Genomic DNA, 22,000 nt, shown 5'->3' with positions numbered 1-22,000 from the left:
GTACGCGCCCGTCCCGGTCCCGCCGGGGCGGGCGCGTACGCATGTCGGACCGGGGCGTTCGTGCGTCACATCGGCAGGCGTCGGAACAGCGGGCGCGGCACGTGCCGCAGCGCCGACATCACCACGCGCAGCGCGCCGGGCACCCACACCGTCCCCGAGCGTCGTCGCAGCCCCGTCACGATCGCCGTCGCGACCGCGTCCGGCGTCGTCACGAGAGGCGGTGACTCCAGCGGTGCCGCGGCGATCCGGGACGCGGCGTCCCCGTACGGGGCGAGGCGTGCGGCCGTGCCCCGTGCGGCCGTGATCCATGAGGGCACGGACTGTGACGGCGTGAACCGTGGCGGCATCGGCCGCGAGGTCGTGGGCCGTGGCGTCGTGGGGCGCGGTGCCGCGGGCCCGGCGGGCGTCGCCGTCTCCGGCCGTACGACGCCGGGGCGCACGACCATCACGTGCACCCCCGTGCCGCGCAGTGCCTCTCCCAGGCCCTGGGCGAACGTGTCCAGGCCCGCCTTGCTGGACCCGTAGATGAAGTCCGCGCGGCGGGCCCGCTCGCCGGCCACCGAGGACAGCACCACCAGCGAGCCGTGCCCCTGCGCCTGGAGTCTGCCGGCGCACACCAGCCCGGCGGAGACGGCTCCCGTGTAGTTGGTCTGGGCGACCCGGACCGCGCCCAGTGGTTCCTCCTCGTCCCGTTCCTGGTCGCCCGCGATGCCGAAGGCGAGGAGCACGACGTCGATGTCGCCCTCGGCGAAGACCTTCCCGAGGACCGTTTCGTGGGTCTCGGGGGCGAGGGCGTCGAAGTCGACCGTGCTGACGTCGGCGCCGTACGCGCGCAGCTCCTCCGCGGCCGATTCGAGGGCGGGGGAGGGGCGCCCGGCCAGCCGGACGGTACGGGTGCGCGCGGCGACCAGCCGGCGCGCGGTGGCGAGGGCGATCCTCGACGTGCCGCCGAGCACGAGCAGGGACTGCGGAGCACCGAAGGCGTCCTTCACGGAACACTCCTTGCGGACGGGGATGCGGACAGGGACGCGTACGCGGGTGCGTACGGGCATGCGGGCGGGGCGGCCGGCGGCACCGGAGAAGGAACGGGACGCGGCGGGGTGCGGCCGGCCCCGGACGGCCCGGGACGGCCCGGTCAGAGCGACAGGCGTCGCGACAGGTCCGAGCGGAACGCCCCGTGCGGATCCAGTTCCGCGCGCAGCGACCGGAACTCGTCCAGCCGCGGGTACATGGCGGCGAGCATCTCCGGCCGCAGCCGCGCGTCCTTCGCCAGGCACACCCGACCACCGGCCGCCGCCACCTCCTCGTCCAGCGAGTCCAGGAACCGGCCCAGACCGGGCAGGGCGGCGGGCAGGTCGAGGGCGAGCGTCCAGCCGGGCACCGGGAACGAGAGCCAGCCCGGGTCGCCCGTGCCGAGCCGCTTCAGCACCGCGAGGGGCGAGGCGCAGCGCCGCCCCGAGATCCGGCGCACGATCCGGCGCAGCGTCTCCTCCTGCCCGTGCCCGACGACGAACTGGTACCGGACGTATCCGGCGCGGCCGTGCAGGCGGTCGAAGCGGTCGAGAAGGCCGAGGAGATCGAGGCGATCGGGACGTTCCGCGCGGTGCGGGCGGCCATGAGGTGCCGGGCCGTGCGGGCGGTCGGGGCGGCTGCCGTGCGAGGGGCCGTCCATGGGGTGGAAGAACGAGGACAGCCGCTGGAGTTCGCCGATCCGATAGGACGGTGCCCGGCGGTGGCGGAGCTCGTTGAGAAGGGCCACGGAGGCGCGGCCGAGCGGTCCCGCCGGTACCAGGGCCGGGGCGGCGGGCAGCCGTGCCGGGCGGAGGGCGAGGGGTGCGCGCCGGGCGCCCGGCGGGAGCGCGTACGGGGGCGCGTGCTCTCCTCGGGTGAGTACGGAACGTCCCGTCGACCGGCCCCGGGCCTGGAGGTCGATCCAGGCGGACGAGTAGCGGTAGCGGTGGTCCCCGGAGGAGAGCCGGGCGAGCAGGTCGTCCAGGTCGACGGCCCGTTCGGTGTCGACGGACATCCACGCGCTGCCGACGCGGTGCAGCCGCAGCGTGGCCGAGAGGATCACCCCGGTCAGCCCCAGCCCGCCCGCGGTCGCGTCGAAGAGGGCGGTGCCGGGCCGGACCGTACGGATCTCGCCGTCGGCGGTCAGCAGCTCCAGCTCCCGAACGTGGCGGCTGAAGGAGCCGGAGACGTGGTGGTTCGCCCCGTGGACGTCGGAGCCGATCGCGCCGCCGACGGTGATCCGACGGGTGGCCGGCGTGACCGGCGGGAACCAGCCGAGCGGCAGCAGGACCTCCATCAACCGGTGCAGGCTGACCCCGGCGTCGCAGACCACCAGACCGGCCCCGGCGTCGATGGTGCGGATACGGTTCAGCGCGGTCATGTCGAGCACGGAGCCGCCGCCGTTCTGCGCCGCGTCGCCGTGGGACCGGCCGAACCCCCGGGCGATGGAGCCGCGCGGCCCGCAGCCGCGCACCGTCGCCGCCGCCTCCTCGTAGGTGCGCGGGCGAAAGCGCAGGGCGGTCGTCGGGGCGGTACGGCCCCAGCCGGTCAGGGACACGGTGTCGACGGACATGACGGTGACCGTATCGCCTGAGAAAACCCATTCGGGGGATTTATCAATGTGCTCACCTATATGGGCGATTCAAGATGTTTCGATGCGTTTCAACTCGTTCGCCGGTGAGGAGAGTTTCGGGATTCGGCGCCCGGACAGGTAGTCGTATGTCATGGACTGGCTGAAGAACCTCCCCGTCATCGGGCCGATCGTCTCCCGGCTGATGGCGACTCACACCTGGCGCTCCTACGAGACCCTGGAACGGGTCCACTGGACCAGGCTCGCGGCGGCGATCACGTTCATCAGCTTCCTGGCACTGTTCCCGCTGATCGCGCTCGGCGCGGCGATCGGTGCCGCACTGCTCACCGAGGGGCAGCTCCACCGGATCGAGAACGTGCTCGCCGAGCAGGTGCCGGGCATCTCCGACCAGCTCGGCATCGCGGACCTGGTGGCCCACGCCGGGACGGTCGGGGTGGTCGCCGGTGCGGTACTGCTGTTCACCGGCATCGGCTGGATCGGCGCCATGCGGGACTGCCTGCGCGCCGTGTGGGGGATCGACGACGCGGACACGGGCAACCCCGTCGTCCGCAAGCTCAAGGACGCGGGGCTGCTGCTGGGGCTGGGCGGGGCCGCGCTGGCGACGCTGGCGATCTCCTCGGCCGGTTCCGTCGCCGTCGGCTGGACCGCCCGACTGCTGGACATCCCGGACCGTGGTGCGGGCGGCGTGGTGCTCCAGGTGGCCGCCCTGCTCGTGGCGGTCCTCGCCGACTTCCTGCTGCTGCTCTACCTGTTGACGCTGCTGCCCGGTGTGGAGCCACCGCGCCGCAGGCTGCTGGTCGCCGGTGTGATCGGCGCGGTCGGCTTCGAACTCCTCAAGCTGCTGCTCGGCGGTTATATGCGAGGCGTCGCCTCGAAGAGCATGTACGGCGCCTTCGGGGTGCCGGTGGCGCTCCTGCTGTGGCTCAACTTCACCGCGCGGCTGCTGCTGTTCTGCGCCGCCTGGACGGCGACACCGAGCAACGGCGAGGAGGCCGGTGAGGACGAGGGCGAGGACAGTGGCGAGGACGACGGAGGGGGCGCCGGGCCCGTCAGTGACGGGAGCGGCGACGCACCAGGTCCGGCAGCGGCCAGCGCCGGTTGATCAGGAACGCCGCTCCGCCCACCAGCGCCACGACACCCGCGGCGATGCCCAGCGCGATCCCGGCACCGCTCCCGCCGCCGTCGGAGGCCGCGGTCCCGGCGGCGTGCGAGGAGCCGCCTCGGCCGTCGCCCGTCCCGTTCGCGGCCGTGGGGCCCTTCCCCGTCCCACTGCCGGTGTCGTTCTCCGTACCGGTCCCGGCGGACCTCGGCGGCACCAGCTCGCCGACCGGGGTCACCTTGCCGCTCGCCTCGAAACCCCAGTCGAGGAGGCTCGCGGCCTCCTTGTAGACGGCGTGGTGCTCCTTGGACGACGGGTTCATGACGGTGACGAGCAGCACCCTGCCGTCGCGCTCGGCGACCCCGGTGAAGGTGTTGCCCGCGTGCGTGGTGTAGCCGTTCTTGACGCCCGCGACGCCCTTGTACGGGGCGACCCCGTCCGCGCCGGTGAGCAGCCGGTTGGTGTTCTGGATCGCGAAGGTCTCGCGCTCCCCGTTCTTCTTCTTCTCGCCGGGGAACTCCGCCTCGGCCGTCGAGCAGTACTCCCGGAAGTCCGCCTTCTGGAGCCCGCTGCGGGCGATCAGCGTCAGGTCGTACGCGCTGGAGACCTGCTCGGGAGCGTCGTACCCGTCGGGCGACACCACCTTCGTGTCGAGCGCCTGCAACTCCTCGGCGTGCGCCTGCATGTCGGTGACCGTCCGGGGGACACCCCCGTACATCGCGGAGAGCGCGTGCACGGCGTCGTTGCCCGACCGCAGGAACACCCCGAGCCACAGGTCGTGGACCGTGTAGGTGAGGTTCTCCTTGACCCCGACCAGGCTGCTCCCCTCGCCGAGATCGGCGAGGTCCTCGGGACGCACCGTGTAGGTCCGGGTCTTCGGCTGGAGCTTGGGCAGCACGGTGTCCGCGAAGAGCATCTTCAGCGTGGAGGCGGGCGGCAGCGGCCAGTGCGCGTTGTGCGCGGCGAGCACGTCGCCGTTCTCCGCGTCGGCGACGATCCACGATCTGCCCGTGAGGCCCTTGGGCAGGACCGGCGCCCCGGCGCCCAACTTGACCTGCGTACCGGCCCGGCTCAGCAGCTCGCCGCCGACCTGCGACATGTCCGAGGGCGGCTTCGGCTTCTTGTCGGAGGAGTCCTCGTCGGCCGCCGATGCCGGATTGACGACAAAAGCGGACAACATGGCGGCAGATGCGACCGCCAGAGCGATCTTTTTCAGTGCGGACACGGTCGGAAACGTACAGGGCGAAGATATGAACGCGGGTGCGGATGGCTTGACCCGCCGTATGCTCCGCCAGGACGGCCCACCCCGGGCGACCTCGCCGGAGCGCGGCGGTGATACTGGGTCCATGAAGCTCAGCCGCCCCGTCTCCTGGTTCCTGCTCGCCTTCGGGGTGTGGAGCTGGGTCATCTGGATCACTTTCGTCAAGAACCTGTCGAAGGACGCCAGCGGGCTCGCCTTCGACGACGCGGGTGACCCGACTGCCTACTTCTGGGTGCATCTGCTGCTCGCCGTCACGTCCTTTCTCCTGGGGACGGCAGTCGGGGTGATCGGGTTCCGAGGTCTGCGGGCCCTGCGCCGCGAGCGTCGATAACCGGACGCACGAGCGGCGGGGGAGACGCACATGACCGTGGCGGGTTTCGCGCTGGTGGTGCTCGTGGTGCTCGCGCTGCTGGCGGGCGTGCACCGCTACCTCTGGCAGCGCCTCGTCGGCGACACGACGACCAGGGGCAGCACCCCGCGCCGGGCCGGCACGGTCGCGGCGTTCCTGCTTCCGCTGCTGAGCATCGGCGCCCTGGTCGCCGGGCGCGTCGGCGCTCCCTTCCCGCTCCAGCAGGCGCTGGCCTGGCCGGGCTACCTGTGGCTGGCGGCGGTGCTGTACCTGACCCTCGCGCTGCTGGTGGGCGAGGCGGTACGGCCGGTGCTGCGACGGGTGCTCGCGCGCCGGGACGCCGTACGGGGACGAGGGGACGACGTACGCGGGCGACAGGACGGGCGTGCGGCGGACGAGGTCTCGCGTGGCGGGGCCGCGGACGCGGAAGGGGCCCCGGCGGCGCAGGCCGCCTCGGTGGCGGCTTCCCCGGCGGAGGGGCCGTCGGCCGCGGCTTCCCCGGCGGCGCAGGCTCCCTCGGCCGTGACGGTGGGGGACGGCGACGGCGGCTCCGCAGCCGCGCGCACCGACTCCGGGACTGCCGGCACCGGGACCGACACTGACAGCGGCACCTCCGCCCCTGCCGCCGTGCCCGTCGCCGCCTCCGCCCTCACACGTCGCCTGTTCGTCGCGCGGGCGGTCGGGGGCGCCGCCGCCGTCGCCGGGCTCGGCACGGTCGGCCACGGCACGTACGACGTGCTGCGCGGGCCCCGGGTCAAGCGGGTCACCGTCCCGCTCGCCAGACTGCCGCGCTCCGCGCACGGCCTACGGATCGCCGTCGTCAGCGACATCCATCTCGGGCCGATCCTCGGCCGCTCCCACACCCAGCGGATCGTCGACACGATCAACCGGACCCGGCCGGATCTGGTCGCGGTCGTGGGCGACCTGGTGGACGGCACCGTCGACGACCTCGGCCCGGCGGCGGAACCGCTCGCCGGGCTGGACGCCCGTCAGGGGAGCTTCTTCGTCACCGGGAACCACGAGTACTACTCCGGCGCCGCCCAATGGGTGGACCACGTACGGGAATTGGGCCTCCATCCGCTGGAGAACGCCCGGGTCGAGATCGACGGATTCGACCTCGCCGGTGTCAACGACATCGCCGGGGAGACCGAGGGGCGGGGCCCGGACTTCGAGGCCGCGCTCGGCGACCGTGACCCCGCGCGCGCATCCGTCCTCCTCGCCCACCAGCCCGTCGTCATCGACGACGCCGTCGCCTGGGGCGTGGATCTCCAGCTGTCCGGACACACCCACGGCGGGCAGCTCTGGCCGGGCAACCTGGTCGCCGGACTCGCCAATCCCACCGTCGCCGGACTGGACCGCTACGGCGACACCCAGCTGTACGTCACGCGCGGGGCGGGAGCCTGGGGGCCGCCGGTACGGGTGGGCGCGCCCTCCGACATCACCGTCGTGGAACTGGCCTCGCTGCGGGTCTGACACTCCGTTGTTGTCTTGTTACAGACCATGTTGAAACCGGCAAGGTTTCAAGTGCCGAACAAAAGGCTATGAGTCCCAGTTTTGGTCTTCCAGATGTGAAAATCGTGTGATTGGGTGAACGCGAGCATGCGGTGGCCTGCGTGTCTGCGCGCGACACCGAGGTGGGGCTGGTAATAGGGAGAGCACGTCCATGCGGTCGATCCGGGTACGGATTCTCGCGATTTTCGCGGTTTTGGTCATCGCCGGCGTCATCGCCTGGCAGTTGCTCCCCTCCGACGAGGTGAAACGTGATCCGATCCTGGTCGGCACCACGGACGAGGTGACCTCGCTCGATCCGGCCGGTGCGTACGACGTCGGTTCCTGGGCGATGTACAGCAACATCTACCAGTCCCTCCTGACGTTCAAGCCCGGCGGGACCGTTCCCGAGCCCGACGCCGCCGAGAGCTGCCAGTTCATCGGCCAGAAGCTCCAGACGTACCAGTGCAAGCTCCGGGACGACCTGCACTTCTCGAACGGGCGCCAGATCACCGCCGCCGATGTCAAGTTCTCCATCGAGCGCATGATCAAGATCAAGACGGATGTCGGTCCGTGGGTGCTGTTCCCGAGCCTGAAGAACGTGGTGACCGAGGGCCGCACCATCACCTTCAACCTCTCCTCGCGCGACGCGACGTTCCCGCAGAAGCTGGCCACCGGAGCCGGTTCGATCGTCGACCGCGAGTCGTACCCGGCGAACAAGCTCCGGATCGGGAACACCGTCGACGGCTCCGGCCCGTACCTGCTGAAGTCGTACCAGCCGGGCAAGGTGGCCGAATTCGTTCCCAACCCGCACTACAAGGGTGTGGTGAAGAAGTCCGGCGTGCCGGTCACCGTGCATTACTACAAGGAGTCGGAGGAACTCCTGGCGGCCTGGAAGGCCGGCAAGCTCGAAGTGACGCACCGGCAGCTGCCGCCGGCCACGCTCGCCGCGCTGAACCCCGGCGACCCCGACCTGCGCATCACCGAGGCGGACAGCGCCGAGATCCGCAACCTCGTCTTCAACGTCCGCCCCGGCTCCCCGTTCGCCGACAAGAAGGTCCGGCAGGCGGTCGCGTCGGTCCTCGACCGCGGGCCGCTGGTGACCGAGATCTACCAGGGCACCGTCGAGCCCCTCTACTCGCTGATCCCGCAGGGCGTCATCGGGCACAGCACGCCGTTCTTCGACGCCTACCCCTCGCCCGACTCCGAGCGCGCCAAGAAGCTGCTGCAGGAGGCCGGTGCGCAGACCCCGGTGGCGATCGACATCGCCTACGGCCGGGGTGACGAGGCGTACGTCAAGGAGAGCGCCGAGATCCGCCGCCAGCTGGAGAAGGAGGGGCTGTTCAAGGTCAGCCTCAAGTCCGTCGACTGGCAGCAGTTCCAGAAGGACTACGCGGCGGGCAAGTACGACGCGTACACCATCGGCTGGGTCCCCGACTACCCGGACCCCGACACGTTCAGCCAGCCGCTCGTCGGCAGCGGCAACAGCCTCCACAACGGCTACTCCAGCAAGAAGATGGACTCCCTGATCACGTCCACGCTCCAGTACAGCGACCGCGGGCGCACCTCGTCGGACTACAAGCAGCTCCAGGCGCTGGTCGGCGAGGACGTGCCGCTGGTGCCGCTGTGGCAGAAGAAGGACTACGTCCTCAGCAAGACCGCGGTCTCCGGCTCGCAGTACCTCTCGAACGGCACCGGCATCTGGCGGCTGTGGGAGCTGCGGCGGATCTGACGGACGGCGCGGGCGTGCGCGCCGCCCGAGCGGTGCGTGCGCGCCGGGCCCGCCGCCCGGCCGGGCTCGCTGCCGGTTCCTCGGCGGTTCACGGGATGGGGCACCGAGTTCCCGGTGACTGAACTATCGTACGAACGTGGACCAGTTGATCACCGAGGACCCGGCGTACATAGGCCCGTACCGACTGATAGCCCGCCTCGGCGCGGGCGGCATGGGCCTGGTGTATCTCGGCCGTTCGGAAGCGGGCCGGACCGTGGCGGTGAAGGTGGTGCAGGCCGAGCACGCCCAACACCCCGAATTCCGCAAGCGGTTCGCGCGGGAGGTCGCTGCCGCCCGGCGGGTGGGCGGGGCCTGGACGGCGGCCGTGCTCGACGCCGACACCGAGGCGCCGGTGCCCTGGGTGGCGACCCAGTACATCCCCGGCCCCGACCTGACCACCGTGGTCGCCGAGGACTTCGGCCCGCTGCCCGAGCACTCCGTCCGGGTTCTCGCCAACCGCCTTGCCACGGCCCTGGGTTCGGTGCACGAGGCGGGGCTGATCCACCGTGACCTGAAGCCGTCCAACGTACTGGTGACCGTGGACGGGCCGCGCGTGATCGACTTCGGCATCGCGCGGGCCATGGACAGCCTCGGCCCGGACAGTCTGCACACCCGCACGGGAATGCTGATCGGCTCGCCCGGCTTCATGTCTCCCGAACAGGTGCGAGGGCTCGAACTCACGGCGGCCAGCGATGTGTTCTGCCTGGGCGCGGTCCTCGTGTACGCCGCCACCGGCCGCCTCCTCTTCGGCGCCGCGGAGTCCGGTCTGAACGCGCACCTCTTCCGGGTCGCGGAGGAGGAGGCGGACCTGACCGGCGTACCGGAGTCGCTCGTCGACCTCGTACGCGCGTGCCTGCACAAGGACCCGGCGCGGCGGCCCACACCCGCCGAGGTGGCCGCCCGTACGGCCGCGGACGAGACGGGGGAGTGGCTGCCCGGTTCCGTGCTGGCCCAACTCGGCCGTCATGCGGCCCAGTTGCTCGACTTCGCGCCGGAGACCCGAGCCACGCGCCCGGACCCGCGCATCCCGGCCGGGCCCGAGCCCGCCATCCCTTCCCCGCAGCCCGAGCCAACGGTTCCGTCCCCTCGGTCCCAGCCCCAGGGGCCCGCCGCGCAGCCGCCCCTGCCGGTCCCGCCGCCGCCCGCGTACACACCGACGGCCTGGGCGGGGTACGGCCCGGTCCCGGCCGGTGCCGCGGGCTCCCTCCCCGGACGGTGGTGGGGGCTGGTGACGGCCGTGCTGGCGCAGATGCTGGTGCTGATCGGCGCGACGACCACGAGCGTGGCGCTGCCGGCCGTCTACGCCGACCTGGGCCTCTCGCCCGACGACGTGCGCTCGATGACCGAGGGCAGGGCACTGGCCTTCGGCTTGCTGCTGCTGCTCGGTGGGCACCTGTGCGATCTCCTGGGCCGCAAGCGGTCGGTGATCGTCGGCCTGGCCGGTTTCGCGGTGGCCTGCGCGGTCGGCGGCTCGGCCGGCTCGGCCGGTGCGCTCATCGGGGCGAACATCCTGCAGGGCGCGTTCGCCGCGCTGCTCTCGTCGGCCGTGCTGGCCCTGGTGTCCAGCGGCTTCACCTCCCCCCGCGAACGCGGCGTGGCCTTCGGGATCTACGCGGTGGTCATCGGCAGCGGCACGGCGATCGGCCTGTTCGTCGGCGGGTGGCTGACCGAGATCCTGACCTGGCGCTGGTGCCTGTACGCCGCGGTCCCGGTGGCGGTCGTCGCCGCGATCGGTACGGCCCTGATCGTGCGCGACCATCCGGCCCGCACCCCGGCCCGTCCCGACATCCCCGGTCTGCTGCTCGGCGCCGTCGGCCTCGTCGCCCTCGTCCACGGCTTCCTCGAGGCCGGGGAGCGCGGCTGGACCGACTTCCTGGTCGTGGTCCTCCTCGTGGGCGGGGTCGCGCTGCTGGCGGCCTTCGCGTGGTGGCAGACCAGGGCGGCCGGGCCGCTCCTGCCGCCGTACGTCTTCAAGGACCGCGACCGCGTCGGCTCCCTTCTCGCCCTGGCACTCGCCGGTGTGGGCGTGTTCCTCGTGTGCCTGATCCTGAGCATGTACCTCCAAGGCGCCCTCGGTTACAGCCCCGGTGCGGTCGGCGTGTCCGTGCTGCCCATGGCCGGTGCGGTCGCGATCGGCTCCGTCCTGGTCTCCGCCCTGCTGTACCGCAGGCTGGCGCCCCGCGCCCTGATCGTGTCCGGGCTGGTGTCCGCGGCGATCGGCCTGCTGCTCCTGACCGGTCTCGACGCCGACGGCGCGTACGCCACCCAGGTGCTGCCCGGCATGCTCCTCTTCGGCTTCGGCATCGGCCTGGCCTTCATGCCGCTCCTCGCCACCGCGACCGGCGGGATCTCCCCGCAGGACTCCGGCGCGACGGCCGCGGCGGTCTGCGCGGCCCAGCAACTGGGCGGCTGGGCCGGCATGCCCCTGTTCGGCAGCCTCGTCGCGGGGGTGGTCTCCGTGCGGATGGGCCACGCGACGGGCCTTCCGGACGGCCTGGCCGAGGCGGCCGAGAAGGGGATCCTGTTCCGCGGGCAGGCGCTTCCGGGGCAGCTCTCCGGCGCCGTGGCGAAGCTGGACGCGGCGGTCCTGGAGGGGTACTCCGTCGTCCTCTGGTGGGCGGCCGGGCTCACCCTGCTCGCGAGCCTGCTCGCCGGGCTGCTGGTCACGGCCAAGGCCCCCGGGCGGTGACACGCCGCCGGTCCGCACGGCCGGGGCCGGTCACCCGCCCCGGCCGTGTCCCTTGCCCGGCACTGGCCACGAGAGCGGGCAGCGGACGTGCAGCGCCCCGGGCAGCACCCGGATCGAGGCGAGGGTGTGCGCGAGCACCGACAGCACCCGCGCGCAGCCGGGGCAGCCGTCCGCCGGATACGCTCCCGGTATGAAGATCATGGCGGGTGCTCTTGCGGCTGGGGTGGGATTCGGCGCGGCCACCTCGCTCATCAACGCGCTTTCCTCCCCGTACGCGGAGCTCGGCGCCCCTCTTGTCGGCACCGTCTGGGCCGACGCCGCCAAGCTTCTCAGCCTGCTGGTGGACGCGGGTTGGTCCTGGGCCGCGCTGGCGGTGGCGGTGGGCTGGCTGGCCGGGACACCGGTCCGGGGCGCGTCGGCCGGGGCCCTGGCGCTGTTCGCCGCCACGGGGGCGTACTACGTGACGGACGCCTTCGCCACGGGGGCCGACACGGACCTGGTCAGGTGGTGGGTGGCGGGACTGCCGCTCGGGCTGATCCTGGGCGCGGTGGGTGCGGCCATCAGGCGGCCCGGACTGATCGGCCTGCTCGCGGCGTTGACGGTTCCGGTGGGTGCTGCCGTGCAGATGGTCGTGCTACCGCCCCGACCGCACCTCACCTTGACCCCGGTGATCGTTCTCGCCGAAGTCATCGTCTGGACGGGCGCCGTGCTCGGTGCCGGCTGGGCCGTCCACCGCTTCCGGGCCACGAGGCGTGCGGCCGTGGCCGGATAGCGTCGCAAGCACCAGACGCCGCACGGCCCGGCCTCCGGCCGAACGACGGCACGCGACGGGGCGAACGTTGCCTGATGCGGCACTAGGACACGCGTCCGGCGGCTCCCGGCAGGAACTCCACCAGCACCTCGTGGATCTGTCGCACCAGCGGCCTCAGCGCCCGGAACCGGGACAGGGCGATGGCGCGTGCGGCGATCGGCGCGGCGCGCTCGACCAGGCGGCGGCTGCGCTCGGCGTGCTCCGTGCGGTCGTACACCCAGTACAGCACCAGGCCCATCTGCATCAGCCACATCAACTGCGGCAGCAGCTCGGCCAGTTCGGGATCGGCCTTGGTGTCGGAACCGGCCAGGCAGCGCCGGTGGATGGAGATCGCGGCCTCCCGGGCCGCTACCGAGTCCGCCGAGAACGGGCTGAGCGGACTCTCCGGATCGGCGGCGTTCTTGAAGAACTGCGCGGCGAAACGGTGGTACGGCTCCGCCACGTCCAGCCAGGTGAGCAGGACCCCGCGCACCCGCACCGCGAGGTCCTTGTCGCCGTCCAGGACCGGCCGCACCGCCGCCTCGTGCTCGGTGGCGAGCCGGTCGTAGAAGCCCTGGACGAGGTGTTCCTTGTTCGTGAAGTAGTAGTAGGCGTTCCCGACGGAGACCCCGGCCTCCTGGGCGATGGCCCGCATCGTCGTCTTGTCGTAACCGCGCTCCTGGAAGAGCCGGAGGGCGGTTTCGAGGATGAGTGTGCGGGTCTGCTCGCTCTTGGGGACCCTGGCATCCTTCCCCTGGGATGCCCCGGTTTCCTTCACGTCCTTCGCTTCCTTCACCACAGCCCCGAGCGTATCCGCCCCGGTCGGTCCACGGACCCGCGGACCGTACAGGCAGCGCCCCCGCCACCGCTTCCGTCGCCGCACGGCCTCGCGGTCAGTGAACGGTACTTCGCGGCGGCGAGCACGGCCGCCCGGGCGAACGGCCGGCCCGCCGGGGTGGTCAGCCAGTGGGACGTGGGCCGGTGCTCGGCCAGCGCCCAGAGGCAGACGATCCAGGCCGACGTTCCCCGGTAGACCTGCCCCAGGTCACCGACCACCGTGATCTCGTCGAGCGTTCCGGCGTGGTCGAGCCGGGGGAAGCGGCGGCGTGCCTCCTCGGACGCCGCCGGAACGAGGTCGAGCGGGACCAACTGACGCTGCCCCACCAGCCACTGACGCAGATGGAGACAGAGCGGACAGTGCGCGTCGTAGAGCACCGTGAGGCGTCCGACGGGCAGCCGTTCCGGCCGTGGGACGCCCGCACCGGCCGTCACGGCGGGCTCAGACCGTACCGGTCGGACCGGCCCAGGGGCCGCCGCCCGGTCCGGTCCAGCCCTGCGGAGGCACCGGCGGGACCTGCTCGTGCTCCATCAGCCCGCGGCGGCGGATCCTGCTGAACACGTAGACGTTCCCCAGGTGCAGCGCGCCGAGGACGAGGAGTACGACGCCGAGCTTCACCGACAGCGCCTCGAACAGCCCGCGGGCGTCGGCGACCCCTTCGCCGCTCCTGAGGTAGAGCGTGACGAAGCCCAGGTTGACCAGGTAGAAGCCGACCACCAGCAGGTGGTTGACGGCATCGGCGAGCTTCTCGTTCCCGTGCAGCACATCGGCGAGGAACACCTTGCCGTTGCGGCTGAGCGTGCGCGCGACCCAGACGGTGAGCGCCACGCTGATCAGAAGGTAGATGACGTACGCGATGACAGTGAGGTCCATGCCCCACCCTCCTTTGAACACGTTCAAAAGGTGTTGTCATGGACTGTAGACCCATTTTTGAACGTGTTCAAGCGTGGGGGTGGGCCGATGCCGGTCGGCATGAAAGAGGGAAGGGCGGTCGGCCGGCTCCGGCTGCGAGGGCGGCCCTCGGCCTCGCGCTCGCGCGCCGGAAGGCCGACCGCCGGACGCCGCGCGCCGTACGGCCCGGTCTCAGGCCGTACGGCGGCAGCGTGAAGGAGAGCAGGGGCGACGACGGTGCGCGGTGCGCGGCACGCGGGACCGGCCGTCGCCCTGAAGGAACATCAGGCGCTCATCGCACGCGCCGAGTTGAGCTGGGCCATCACCCACGGGAAGGTCTCCGGACCGGTGGCCGGGATCATCGTCGAGTGATGCTTCCCGTCGCTGGTCACCGAGACCTGGATGAAGCCCGTGGTCTTCTTCTCCTTCATCAGGAGGAAGAGCAGACCGACCAGGCAGAGCAGGGCGAAGACGATCGCCAGCACGATCGCGACCGTGGGGATCCGCTCCTCGGTGTGCGACAGGTCGGTGGCGGACCACACGGCACCCTTGAGCGGCATGGTGCCGACCGGCGTGATGATCTGGTCGTTCACGACGGTGATGTCCCCGAGTGCCAGCAACGGGGCGCCGGCCACCGGCGCGCCCGGCTGCGCATAGCCGTGACCGGGCACCATCGGCTGGGCCGCGGGCCCCGGGGGGTAGCCGTAGGCGGGGCCGGGCTGCGCGGCGGATTCGGGCAGCGGCTGCGGGTACCCGTAGGCCGGAGCCCCCGCACCGGCGGGCCCGGTCCCCTGCCCGCCCTGCTGGGGAGGGCCCCACTGGTACGAGTCGTCCGCGTGCGGATTCGGATCGCTCAACGTTCCCCGCTCTCGATCAAGCCTGTGCCCCGGGCTCTGTCGCGCCGGCGGCGGCACACCGGTGTCCGTTCCGCACGACCGTACCGCCCGAACCGGAACCGCGCAGCAAGCGGTCCCGCATCCGGCGGGACCGGTTCGGGCACGACCGGTTCCGCCGGAAACATCCGGCCGGACACCGGCCGGATCGTCGTCACCCGGCCGACGGGTACCGGGTCACATCCGTCACCTTGCACTTCGTGTCCGCCGGGGAGTCGCCCAGCCCCTGCGCCTTCTGCGTCGACTTCTGCCCCGGGGCCAGGTTGTTCGCCGCGGCCATTCCCTCGGCCACCCGCGTGCCGGACCCGTCCACGAACTCCACGGTCACGATGTAGTTCGACTTCACGTCGCTGTGGTTCACGATCTCCACGTCCACGGACGGCCACTTGGTCAGATCGTTGACCTCGCACTTGGACAGTTTCACGTCCGCCGCGGCGTCGGCCTTGGCGTCGTTCTCCTTCTCGGCGGGCTTCTCCTCGGCGGGCTTCTCCCCGGAGGCGTCGTCCTTCGCCGGTGCGTCCTTCCCGGGTGCCTCGTCCACCGACGACTCCCCCGAGGAACTGCCCTCGTGCACGGCCCCGTTGCTCACCACGGACACGACCAGGGCCCCGCACCCGCCGAGCAGTACCAGGCCGCCGAGCACGGACAGGGTGATGATGAGCCCGGTCCGGCGCTGCTTCGGCGGCGGCACCGGCGCGCCCCACCCCGGCCCCTGCGGGTAGGGCTGCTGCTGGTACGGCTGCTGCGGGGACGGGCCACCCCACTGCGGAGGCTGCTGCGGTTGCTGCGGCTGAGGGCCGGGCGGCGGGAAGCCCTGAGACATGCGTGATCCCCCCAAAGGATGCTGGCGTGAGGAGACACGGTACGTCCTGGCCGGAACGTGTCGCATCACAAGTGTCGGAATCGTGACGGAACTGTGCAGGTCGTGGTTTCTCGCACAGGGCGTGCCTCCTTGCAGGCCTCTCGCGCGGAGGTTGCCTCTCGCGCGGCCGGGGAAGGGGCGGGCGGCTCCCTGCGTGTTCCTGCCGCCGGTACGGCGAACGGCCCCGTCCCGCGCCGAGGCGCGGGACGGGGCCGTGGGGGACGGCGGTGCCGTGAGCGGCCGGTCAGAAGCGGCGCGTGATCAGCGCCCGCTTGACCTCCTGGATCGCCTTGGTGACCTCGATGCCACGCGGGCAGGCGTCCGTGCAGTTGAACGTGGTGCGGCAACGCCACACGCCGTCACGGTCGTTGAGGATCTCCAGGCGCTGCTCGCCGCCCTCGTCGCGCGAGTCGAAGATGAAGCGGTGCGCGTTGACGATCGCCGCCGGGCCGAAGTACTGGCCGTCGTTCCAGAACACCGGGCACGAGGACGTGCACGCGGCGCACAGGATGCACTTGGTGGTGTCGTCGAAGCGCTCGCGGTCCTCGGCGGACTGCAGGCGCTCGCGGGTCGGCTCGTTCCCCTTGGTGATGAGGAAGGGCATGACGTCGCGGTACGCCTGGAAGAACGGCTCCATGTCGACCACGAGGTCCTTGAGGACCGTGAGGCCCTTGATGGCCTCGATCGTGATCGGCTTCTCAGGGCTGATGTCCTTGATCAGCGTCTTGCAGGCGAGCCTGTTCTTGCCGTTGATCCGCATCGCGTCGGAGCCGCAGATGCCGTGGGCACAGGAGCGGCGGAACGTCAGCGTGCCGTCCAGATCCCACTTGATCTTGTGGAGCGCGTCGAGCACACGCTCCTTCGGGTCGATCGTGATCTGGAAGTCCTGCCACTGGGCCTCTTCGGAGACCTCGGGGTTGAAACGGCGGATCCGGAAGGTCGCCGTGATGTACGGCGAGGCGGCGGACTGCGCCTCGACCTTGTCCAGAGTCGGGGTTGCCATCAGTACTTACGCTCCATCGGCTGGTAGCGGGTCTGGACGACCGGCTTGTAGTCGAGCCGGATCGACTCGGTGCCGTCGTCGGCGACCTCGCGGTACGCCATGGTGTGGCGCATGAAGTTGACGTCGTCGCGGTTCGGGAAGTCCTCGCGGTAGTGACCGCCGCGCGACTCCTTGCGGGCCAGCGCGGAGACCGCCATGACCTCGGCCAGGTCGAGCAGGTTGCCCAGCTCGATGGCCTCCAGGAGGTCGGTGTTGAACCGCTTGCCCTTGTCCTGGATGGACACGTCGTGGTACCGCCTGCGCAGCTCGGCGATCTTGTCGACGGCCGTCTTGATGGTCTGCTCGGTGCGGAACACCATCACGTTGGCGTCCATGCACTCCTGCAACTCCTGACGGAGCGCGGCGACCCGCTCGGAGCCCGTCGAGTTGCGCAGCCGCTCGATCTGCTCCTCGACCAGCTGCGCCGGGTTCTCCGGGAGCGGCACGAAGTCGCTCTTGGCGGCGTACTCGGCGGCACCGATGCCGGCGCGGCGGCCGAACACGTTGATGTCGAGCAGCGAGTTGGTGCCCAGGCGGTTGGCGCCGTGCACGGACACGCACGCGACCTCGCCGGCGGCGTACAGGCCCGGGACGACGGTGGTGTTGTCGGCCAGCACCTCGCCCTCGACGTTGGTCGGGATGCCGCCCATGGCGTAGTGCGCGGTCGGCTGGATCGGGATCGGGTCCGTGTAGGGCTCGATCCCGAGGTACGTACGCGCGAACTCGGTGATGTCCGGGAGCTTGGCGTCCAGCTGCTCCGGCGGCAGGTGCGTGAGGTCGAGGTAGACGTGGTCGCCCTCGGGACCGCAGCCGCGGCCCTCACGGATCTCCGTGTAGATGGAGCGGGAGACGACGTCACGGGACGCGAGGTCCTTCATGACCGGCGCGTACTTCTCCATGAAGCGCTCGCCGTCCTTGTTGCGGAGGATGCCGCCCTCACCGCGGGCGCCCTCCGTCAGCAGGATGCCCATGCGCCAGATGCCCGTCGGGTGGAACTGGAAGAACTCCATGTCCTCCAGCGGCAGACCGCGGCGCCACGCGGCGGCCTGGCCGTCACCGGTCAGGGTGTGCGCGTTCGACGTCACCTTGAAGAACTTGCCGGTGCCGCCGGAGGCGAAGATGATCGACTTCGCCTGGAAGACGTGGATCTCGCCGGTCGCCAGCTCGTACGCGACGACGCCCGAGGACTTCGTGACCCCGTCGACGTCCTGGAGCAGCAGGTCGAGGACGTAGAACTCGTTGAAGAACTCCACACCCTCCTTGACGCAGTTCTGGTACAGCGTCTGGAGGATCATGTGGCCGGTGCGGTCCGAGGCGTAGCAGGACCGGCGGACCGGGGCCTCGCCGTGGTTGCGGCTGTGGCCGCCGAAGCGACGCTGGTCGATGCGGCCCTCGGGCGTGCGGTTGAACGGCAGGCCCATCTTCTCCAGGTCGAGGACCGAGTCGATGGCCTCCTTCGCCAGGATCTCGGCGGCGTCCTGGTCGACCAGGTAGTCGCCGCCCTTGATCGTGTCGAAGGTGTGCCACTCCCAGTTGTCCTCCTCCACGTTGGCCAGCGCGGCGGCCATGCCGCCCTGCGCGGCGCCCGTGTGGGAGCGGGTGGGGTAGAGCTTGGTGAGCACGGCGGTACGGCTGCGCTTCGTGGACTCGATGGCCGCGCGCATGCCGGCGCCGCCGGCGCCGACGATGACGGTGTCGTACTTGTGGATCTGCATGATTTCCTCTGGTCCCTCTGGCCCGGCGCGCCTAGCGGATGTTCGGGTCGAAGGTGAAGATCACCAGCGTGCCCAGCAGGACGGTGAACACCGTGGCGGTGTACAGGAGCATCTTCAGCCAGAAGCGGGTGTTGTCCCGTTCGGCGTAGTCGTTGATGACCGTACGCAGGCCGTTGGCGCCGTGCAGCATGGCCAGCCACAGCATCCCCAGGTCCCAGATCTGCCAGAACGGCGAGGCCCAGCGGCCTGCCACGAAGGCGAAGCCGATCTTGGTGACGCCGCCGTCCAGCACCAGCTGGATCAGCAGGTGGCCCAGGACCAGGACGACCAGGACGATGCCCGACAGGCGCATGAAGAGCCAGGCGTACATCTCGAAGTTGGTGCGCGAACCCTTGGGGGTCTTGCCGGTGCGCTTGCGCGGCGGCTCGATGACCGGGGCCGGGTTGTCGACGTCGTAGAGGCTGACGCCCTCGACGGAGCCGATCGCGGCGGAGGACTCGGTGGACATGGGCCTCAGCTCCCGAAGACTTCGCGTACGGCGTGACCGAGGACCGGGTACAGGGCCCCGACCATCAGCACGATCCAGATGCCCACGACGGACCAGAGCATCTGCTTCTGATAGCGCGGGCCCTTGGCCCAGAAGTCCACGGCGACGATGCGCAGACCGTTGAGCGCGTGGAAGAGAATGGCGGCCACCAGGCCGTATTCGAGCAGCGCGACGATCGGCGTCTTGTACGTGGCCACGACGTCGTCGTACGCCTCGGGGGACACACGGACGAGAGCGGTGTCCAGGACGTGTACGAACAGGAAGAAGAAGATGAGGACACCGGTGACTCGATGAGCCACCCAGGACCACATGCCTTCCCGGCCGCGGTACAGCGTTCCAGCCGGCACGGAAAAACCCTCCGGGAGCGGGGATCGGGGCCGGCCGGCTTGACTGTCGGTCTGACCCGGCCGGGTACGGTCCACCGGCCCCGGCCATCGTAGCGACGGTTTGTCGGTTCGTTCGCGCCGGGGCCTGTGGTGTGATCAAAGTGGCAATCAAACAGCCACGGACGGGCTAGAACGGGACGTGTCGGCACGGCCGGACCGCCCCGTTCCGTTATGAATCCGATATCAGACCGATGATGCGCCCCCGGGCGAGTCGCCTCATCTCGTCGGCCGTGGTGACCCGTTCCTGGTCGGGGTCGTGGCCCAGTCGGGCCCGGATCCCGGCGAGCACCTGGTCCGGATGCTCGGCGGGGTCGTACGCGTCCAGGCAGATCACGAAGACGTGCCCGAAGCGGCTCTCGTACGCTGCGTGGGCGGCCCGCAGCGCCAGATGGGCGGAGTGCGGGGCGCTCTCGCGCAGCCCCGGCGCGGGCTCGGCGGCGAGCGCCTCGGCGAGGTCCGCGGGGGGCATGTCGTACCCCGCCTCCTCGGCGGCGGCCAGCAGCGCGCCCGGATCGGGGTACGGGCGGTGGGCGGCCAGCCGCCGCGCCCAGCGACGGCTGCCGCAGCAGGCGAGGAGGGCGGCTTCGGCGTCGGCGGGCGGCAGCGCGTTGAAGCGGGCGAGACCGGGGAAGCGGTGGGGGTCGGCGCCGGGCGCGGACGTAGGGGCAGGTGCCGCCTGGCCGGGGTGCTGAACGGGCAGGGCCGTGCGGATGGCCGGTTGCCGCGGTCTCTCCGGGAGGCCGGCGTGGGACTCGCTGGACCTGGACAGCGTGGTGCTCCTCGGGTCAACGGGTTCTGCGCACCTGGAGTCGGTGGGACGGGTGAGACCAGGCGGAGACAGGGTGAAGAGAGAGACGAATGGGCCTCAAAGCTAGCGAGGCCGGGCAACAGTCGTATGACGGATACGCGAACGTCACCCGGACGGGAGAGTTTCGGAACGCCTGAGGGACCGTTGGGATGTATCCAAACGTCTCGGCGGCCGTGTTCCAAGGAGCTCGTCGGCGTTTCGCCGTCACGGCGTGTCGTCCGGCCCGGCGTGTCGTCCGGCCCGGCGTTCGTCCGCCGCGGCGACCCGGCCGAACCGGTGTCTCCCTCCGCGCCATGGAGGGGCGCGGCCCACCGTTCGCCCCGACCGCTTCCCCATTTCCTTTCTCATACCGGAGGTTTCTGACCGATGTCGCCCTCACGCGGCGCCCTCGTGACCGGGGCGGTCCTCACCGCGGCGGCTGCCGTGACGGTCGCCGTCGTCGTCTGGCCGGAAGGCTCGGGCAGCGGACCGGGGGAGACGGGGGCCCGTACCCCCATCGGCTCCCCGGCCACCCCCTCGCCGAACCGGACCTATCCGCTCTCCACCGCCCCCCGCACCATTCCGGCCGTGCGCGAGCACATCGCGGCGCGCGGTCCGGGCTGGCGGCCCGGACCGGACGCCGGGGTCGTCCTCGCGGGCGGCAGCGGCGCGCTCGCGGACGAGGGCCGGTTGCTCGCACAGGAGCTGAGCATCCACTACCGGGGTGACGTCCCCGCCCGCCCGGGCGACGTGGAGCTGGCCCTCACCCCGGGCAAGGGCACCCCGGAGTCGTACACCCTCAGGGCCCGCGACGGACGGGTCACGATCAGCGGACCCGACCAGGCCGGTGTCTTCTACGGGACCCGCACCCTGAAGCAGTCGGTGCGCGCCGACGGCGTGATGCCCGAGGGCGAGGTGCGCGACCGCCCCGACCGGCCGCAGCGCGGATTCAACCTCGACATCGCGCGCAAGTACTACTCCGTCTCCTGGATCGAGGACCGGCTGCGCGAGATGGCCGACCTCAAGCTCAACCAGTTCGGCCTGCACTTCTCCGACGACCAGGCGTTCCGCATCGAGTCCGAGACCCATCCCGAGGTGGTGTCGCCGCAGCACCTGACCAAGGCCGAGGTGCGGCGGATTCTCGCCCTCGCGAACCGGCTGCACATCCAGGTCGTCCCGGAGATCGACTCGCCCGGTCACCTGGGCGCGGTCCTGAAGGCCCACCCCGGCCTCCAGCTGCGCAACGTGTCGGGGGTGCCCTCGCCCGGTTCGCTCGACATCTCCGACCCGGGGGCGGCGAAGCTCGTCGACGAACTCCTCGGCGAGTTCACCGAACTGTTCACCGGCCGGTACTGGCATCTCGGCGCCGACGAGTACCTCGCGCTGATGGCGCGGGACCCGGCGGCCTCCTACCCGCAGCTGCAACGCGCCGCACAGCAGAAGTACGGGCCGCAGGCCGGTATCAAGGACCTCGCCACCGGCTGGCTCAACGACCGCGCGGCGGTGGTGCGTCCGCACGGCAAGCAGCCCAAGGCGTGGAACGACGGATTCTTCCGGGGCGGCGTCGTCCACGCCGACAAGGACATCGAGGTCGAGTACTGGACGGGCAGGGAGTACGGAGCCCGGCCGCCGGAGGAGTACCTGGGCGAGGGGCGGAAGGTGGTGAACCTCAACGACGAGTTCCTCTATTACGTGCTCGGCCAGCCCAACAAATTCGTCTATCCCACGGGCAAGCGGATCTACGAGCAGTGGACCCCGCTCGTGCTGCGCGGCACCCGGCCGGTCGCGTCGCGCTGGTCCGGCCAGATCCTCGGCGGGCGGTTCGCGGTCTGGGGCGACCTCCCGCAGGCCCAGACCGCGGAGCAGGTGGCGGCAGGGGTCAGGATGCCGCTGCGGGCGACCGCCCAGAAGCTCTGGCACCCGGGCAGGCCGACGCTGAGCTGGGACCGTTTCCAGGCGCTGGCGCAGCGGATCGACACGGCGCGCTGAC

The 22,000-nt window shown here is 71.3% G+C and carries 21 protein-coding genes; 7 read left to right on the top strand and 14 right to left on the bottom strand.

Annotated features, from left to right (window positions below):
- Positions 1 to 65: 65 nt before the first annotated feature.
- Together AB0E67_RS04245 and AB0E67_RS04240 are read right to left on the bottom strand one after the other, a co-directional pair.
- The gene (locus AB0E67_RS04245; RefSeq protein WP_362020673.1) at positions 66 to 992 is read right to left on the bottom strand and encodes an SDR family NAD(P)-dependent oxidoreductase; all 927 of its coding nucleotides are present in this window, start codon (positions 990 to 992) and stop codon (positions 66 to 68) included.
- A gap of 143 nt (positions 993 to 1,135) precedes the next feature.
- The gene (locus AB0E67_RS04240) at positions 1,136 to 2,584 is read right to left on the bottom strand and encodes an FAD-binding oxidoreductase (protein ID WP_362020670.1); all 1,449 of its coding nucleotides are present in this window, start codon (positions 2,582 to 2,584) and stop codon (positions 1,136 to 1,138) included.
- Between the two features lie 151 nt (positions 2,585 to 2,735).
- Here AB0E67_RS04240 and AB0E67_RS04235 point away from each other — a divergent pair, with 151 nt between their 5' ends.
- Positions 2,736 to 3,704: a YihY/virulence factor BrkB family protein gene (locus AB0E67_RS04235; RefSeq protein WP_362020667.1), complete on the top strand. Its 969-nt coding sequence runs from the start codon at positions 2,736 to 2,738 to the stop codon at positions 3,702 to 3,704.
- Here the strand turns inward: AB0E67_RS04235 and AB0E67_RS04230 are convergent.
- Positions 3,652 to 4,926, bottom strand: coding sequence for a D-alanyl-D-alanine carboxypeptidase (locus AB0E67_RS04230; protein ID WP_362020664.1), 1,275 nt, complete (start codon positions 4,924 to 4,926; stop codon positions 3,652 to 3,654). The genes AB0E67_RS04235 and AB0E67_RS04230 overlap by 53 nt on opposite strands.
- A 121-nt stretch (positions 4,927 to 5,047) precedes the next feature.
- On the opposite strand from AB0E67_RS04230, the gene AB0E67_RS04225 reads away from it, so the two are divergent.
- From AB0E67_RS04225 to AB0E67_RS04210, 4 genes are all read left to right on the top strand, one after another.
- A complete protein-coding gene (locus AB0E67_RS04225) occupies positions 5,048 to 5,293 on the top strand; it encodes an SCO4848 family membrane protein (protein ID WP_079185888.1) in 246 nt (81 codons plus the stop codon).
- 30 nt (positions 5,294 to 5,323) lie between these two features.
- Positions 5,324 to 6,784, top strand: coding sequence for a metallophosphoesterase (locus AB0E67_RS04220; RefSeq protein WP_362020662.1), 1,461 nt, complete (start codon positions 5,324 to 5,326; stop codon positions 6,782 to 6,784).
- A 190-nt stretch (positions 6,785 to 6,974) separates the two neighbouring features.
- Positions 6,975 to 8,531, top strand: a complete 1,557-nt coding sequence (locus AB0E67_RS04215) for an ABC transporter substrate-binding protein (protein WP_362020659.1) — start codon at positions 6,975 to 6,977, stop codon at positions 8,529 to 8,531.
- 136 nt (positions 8,532 to 8,667) lie between these two features.
- A complete protein-coding gene (locus AB0E67_RS04210; protein ID WP_362020656.1) occupies positions 8,668 to 11,259 on the top strand; it encodes an MFS transporter in 2,592 nt (863 codons plus the stop codon).
- Positions 11,260 to 11,289: 30 nt separating this feature from the next.
- Here AB0E67_RS04210 and AB0E67_RS04205 read toward each other — a convergent pair whose 3' ends face one another.
- Positions 11,290 to 11,460, bottom strand: a complete 171-nt coding sequence (locus AB0E67_RS04205) for a hypothetical protein (RefSeq protein WP_362020654.1) — start codon at positions 11,458 to 11,460, stop codon at positions 11,290 to 11,292.
- Between AB0E67_RS04205 and AB0E67_RS04200 the strand changes: the two genes are divergently transcribed.
- Positions 11,450 to 12,031 (top strand): hypothetical protein, encoded by a 582-nt coding sequence (locus AB0E67_RS04200; protein WP_362020652.1) that lies wholly within the window; start codon positions 11,450 to 11,452, stop codon positions 12,029 to 12,031. The genes AB0E67_RS04205 and AB0E67_RS04200 overlap by 11 nt on opposite strands.
- 82 nt (positions 12,032 to 12,113) lie before the next feature.
- Here the strand turns inward: AB0E67_RS04200 and AB0E67_RS04195 are convergent, their stop codons facing one another.
- The 10 genes from AB0E67_RS04195 to AB0E67_RS04150 all read right to left on the bottom strand — a co-directional run bounded on the left by AB0E67_RS04195 (position 12,114) and on the right by AB0E67_RS04150 (position 19,923).
- Entirely contained in the window at positions 12,114 to 12,848 is a 735-nt protein-coding gene (locus AB0E67_RS04195; protein ID WP_362020650.1) for a TetR family transcriptional regulator, read from the bottom strand.
- A complete protein-coding gene (locus AB0E67_RS04190) occupies positions 12,842 to 13,321 on the bottom strand; it encodes a DCC1-like thiol-disulfide oxidoreductase family protein (RefSeq protein WP_362020647.1) in 480 nt (159 codons plus the stop codon). Before AB0E67_RS04190 ends, AB0E67_RS04195 begins: the two co-directional genes overlap by 7 nt.
- A gap of 7 nt (positions 13,322 to 13,328) precedes the next feature.
- On the bottom strand, positions 13,329 to 13,760 hold the full coding sequence (locus AB0E67_RS04185; RefSeq protein ID WP_362020644.1) for a hypothetical protein: 432 nt from the start codon (positions 13,758 to 13,760) through the stop codon (positions 13,329 to 13,331).
- Positions 13,761 to 14,062: 302 nt separating this feature from the next.
- Positions 14,063 to 14,635 (bottom strand): hypothetical protein, encoded by a 573-nt coding sequence (locus tag AB0E67_RS04180; RefSeq protein WP_362020641.1) that lies wholly within the window; start codon positions 14,633 to 14,635, stop codon positions 14,063 to 14,065.
- Between the two features lie 190 nt (positions 14,636 to 14,825).
- Positions 14,826 to 15,494 (bottom strand): FxLYD domain-containing protein, encoded by a 669-nt coding sequence (locus AB0E67_RS04175; RefSeq protein WP_362020638.1) that lies wholly within the window; start codon positions 15,492 to 15,494, stop codon positions 14,826 to 14,828.
- A gap of 283 nt (positions 15,495 to 15,777) precedes the next feature.
- Positions 15,778 to 16,536, bottom strand: a complete 759-nt coding sequence (locus AB0E67_RS04170) for a succinate dehydrogenase iron-sulfur subunit (protein WP_362020635.1) — start codon at positions 16,534 to 16,536, stop codon at positions 15,778 to 15,780.
- Positions 16,536 to 18,290 (bottom strand): succinate dehydrogenase flavoprotein subunit, encoded by a 1,755-nt coding sequence (sdhA, locus tag AB0E67_RS04165; protein WP_362020632.1) that lies wholly within the window; start codon positions 18,288 to 18,290, stop codon positions 16,536 to 16,538. Before sdhA ends, AB0E67_RS04170 begins: the two co-directional genes overlap by 1 nt.
- A gap of 31 nt (positions 18,291 to 18,321) precedes the next feature.
- Entirely contained in the window at positions 18,322 to 18,798 is a 477-nt protein-coding gene (locus AB0E67_RS04160; protein WP_351524346.1) for a succinate dehydrogenase hydrophobic membrane anchor subunit, read from the bottom strand.
- A gap of 5 nt (positions 18,799 to 18,803) precedes the next feature.
- A complete protein-coding gene (sdhC, locus tag AB0E67_RS04155) occupies positions 18,804 to 19,184 on the bottom strand; it encodes a succinate dehydrogenase, cytochrome b556 subunit (protein ID WP_073781590.1) in 381 nt (126 codons plus the stop codon).
- 208 nt (positions 19,185 to 19,392) lie between these two features.
- Positions 19,393 to 19,923, bottom strand: coding sequence for a 2-oxo-4-hydroxy-4-carboxy-5-ureidoimidazoline decarboxylase (locus AB0E67_RS04150; RefSeq protein ID WP_362021459.1), 531 nt, complete (start codon positions 19,921 to 19,923; stop codon positions 19,393 to 19,395).
- Positions 19,924 to 20,397: 474 nt separating this feature from the next.
- Between AB0E67_RS04150 and AB0E67_RS04145 the strand changes: the two genes are divergently transcribed.
- Positions 20,398 to 21,999 carry a glycoside hydrolase family 20 protein gene (locus AB0E67_RS04145; RefSeq protein WP_362020629.1) on the top strand — a complete coding sequence of 534 codons (1,602 nt, stop codon included), beginning with the start codon at positions 20,398 to 20,400 and terminating at the stop codon, positions 21,997 to 21,999.
- The last annotated feature ends 1 nt before the right edge of the window (position 22,000 follow it).

This window comes from Streptomyces sp. NPDC032161 (assembly GCF_040636995.1).
Taxonomy (GTDB): domain Bacteria; phylum Actinomycetota; class Actinomycetes; order Streptomycetales; family Streptomycetaceae; genus Streptomyces.
This window is presented reverse-complemented; position numbering and strand designations above follow the sequence as displayed.

Bases quoted from the DNA above. Each gene is read 5' to 3' on its own strand.
- AB0E67_RS04240 (WP_362020670.1), bottom strand. From the start codon at position 2,584: ATGTCCGTCGACACCGTGTCCCTGACCGGCTGGGGCCGTACCGCCCCG.
- AB0E67_RS04235 (WP_362020667.1), top strand. From the start codon at position 2,736: ATGGACTGGCTGAAGAACCTCCCCGTCATCGGGCCGATCGTCTCCCGG.
- AB0E67_RS04225 (WP_079185888.1), top strand. From the start codon at position 5,048: ATGAAGCTCAGCCGCCCCGTCTCCTGGTTCCTGCTCGCCTTCGGGGTG.
- AB0E67_RS04220 (WP_362020662.1), top strand. From the start codon at position 5,324: ATGACCGTGGCGGGTTTCGCGCTGGTGGTGCTCGTGGTGCTCGCGCTG.
- AB0E67_RS04215 (WP_362020659.1), top strand. From the start codon at position 6,975: ATGCGGTCGATCCGGGTACGGATTCTCGCGATTTTCGCGGTTTTGGTC.
- AB0E67_RS04200 (WP_362020652.1), top strand. From the start codon at position 11,450: ATGAAGATCATGGCGGGTGCTCTTGCGGCTGGGGTGGGATTCGGCGCG.
- AB0E67_RS04205 (WP_362020654.1), bottom strand. From the start codon at position 11,460: ATGATCTTCATACCGGGAGCGTATCCGGCGGACGGCTGCCCCGGCTGC.
- AB0E67_RS04185 (WP_362020644.1), bottom strand. From the start codon at position 13,760: ATGGACCTCACTGTCATCGCGTACGTCATCTACCTTCTGATCAGCGTG.
- AB0E67_RS04175 (WP_362020638.1), bottom strand. From the start codon at position 15,494: ATGTCTCAGGGCTTCCCGCCGCCCGGCCCTCAGCCGCAGCAACCGCAG.
- AB0E67_RS04170 (WP_362020635.1), bottom strand. From the start codon at position 16,536: ATGGCAACCCCGACTCTGGACAAGGTCGAGGCGCAGTCCGCCGCCTCG.
- sdhA (WP_362020632.1), bottom strand. From the start codon at position 18,290: ATGCAGATCCACAAGTACGACACCGTCATCGTCGGCGCCGGCGGCGCC.
- AB0E67_RS04160 (WP_351524346.1), bottom strand. From the start codon at position 18,798: ATGTCCACCGAGTCCTCCGCCGCGATCGGCTCCGTCGAGGGCGTCAGC.
- AB0E67_RS04145 (WP_362020629.1), top strand. From the start codon at position 20,398: ATGTCGCCCTCACGCGGCGCCCTCGTGACCGGGGCGGTCCTCACCGCG.